The sequence below is a fragment of the Acidimicrobiales bacterium genome (assembly GCA_030747595.1).
Lineage (GTDB): Bacteria > Actinomycetota > Acidimicrobiia > Acidimicrobiales > MedAcidi-G1 > UBA9410.
Map to the genome: position 1 here is coordinate 1 of JASLKK010000038.1, position 1,028 is coordinate 1,028.

Genomic DNA, 1,028 nt, shown 5'->3' on the forward strand with positions numbered 1-1,028 from the left:
GGGGCGGCGTGCCTGGGCCGCGATGACATCGGCCGGCTCACGCCGGGGACAGCAGGTGATCTCGTGGTCTGGCCCCTAGAGGGCATCGCCTTCGCCGGCGCCCTGTCTGATCCGGTCGAGGCCTTACTGCGGTGCGGTCCGGTCGCCGCCCGGCACACGATTGTGCACGGACACCCGCTAGTCGAGAACAGTCAGCTCACCGCTACCGGCGTTGACGAGATGCTCGCACGCCATCGCGGCATCGCTGAGTCCTGGTTTACCGCCGCCATCGGCGACTGAGCAATCGATGGATCGCTCACGCCACAGCAATTGGTTTCGCCACCTACGGCGCAATCAGCGCTGCGCTCGTCCTCAGCACTCGACTACCCAAACGTGTTTCTGAGGACAAAACCTGGAGGACCGGCCCCTAAGGACCGGTCCTGACCTGCGGATTTTTTGGTCGGGCTGGGGAGATTTGAACTCCCGACCTTCGATCCCCCAGATCGATGCACCCCAAACCGCTGACCTGCGCAAACACCCGGAAACCGCCTCTGGCCTGCCTTTCTAGTTGATCACTGGTTCGCGCTGGTTCGCGTTGTTTCGCGACGTCTCGCGGCCTGTACGCGGCCTGAGAATGTCAGGGGGTGTCAGCCTCGTGGCTTCCTGCGCGGCTGGCTATGGGTCGAGAAGAAGAAGTAGAGGGTAGAAATCCCGCCCACCCAACCAGCCCACCGTCTGCCACCGCTCATCTGTGCGTACCCCTAACGGTTTCCGTAACCTCCGGGGTGTGAAAGTTGGTCTTGTGCGGCAACCCGTTGTAGCGGCGCGTGTGCGACGGGTTGTCGTAACAGCAGCGCTGGTCGCGTCGACGCTGCTGTGGATGCCGGCTTCGCCTGCTGGTGCGTGGTCGTCGGATGACGGAGCGGTCGCCGTGTTCGGCGGCAGCGGCAGCAACGATCAGGGCCATTCGGTGGTGGTCGACTCGTCGGGCAACGTGTACACCACCGGAAGATTCTATGGCACGGCCGACTTCGACCCGGGTGCGGGCA

The 1,028-nt window shown here is 64.0% G+C and carries 2 protein-coding genes and 1 tRNA gene; 2 read left to right on the forward strand and 1 reads right to left on the reverse strand.

Annotated elements, in window-relative coordinates:
• The coding region (locus tag QF777_11905) for a hypothetical protein (GenBank protein ID MDP6912245.1) at positions 1-279 on the forward strand (279 nt) is incomplete at its 5' end.
• A gap of 157 nt (positions 280-436) precedes the next feature.
• Here the strand turns inward: QF777_11905 and QF777_11910 are convergent.
• A tRNA-Pro gene (locus tag QF777_11910) sits at positions 437-520 on the reverse strand.
• Between the two features lie 288 nt (positions 521-808).
• Here QF777_11910 and QF777_11915 point away from each other — a divergent pair.
• On the forward strand, positions 809-1,028 hold a 220-nt coding region (locus tag QF777_11915), incomplete at its 3' end, for an SBBP repeat-containing protein (protein ID MDP6912246.1).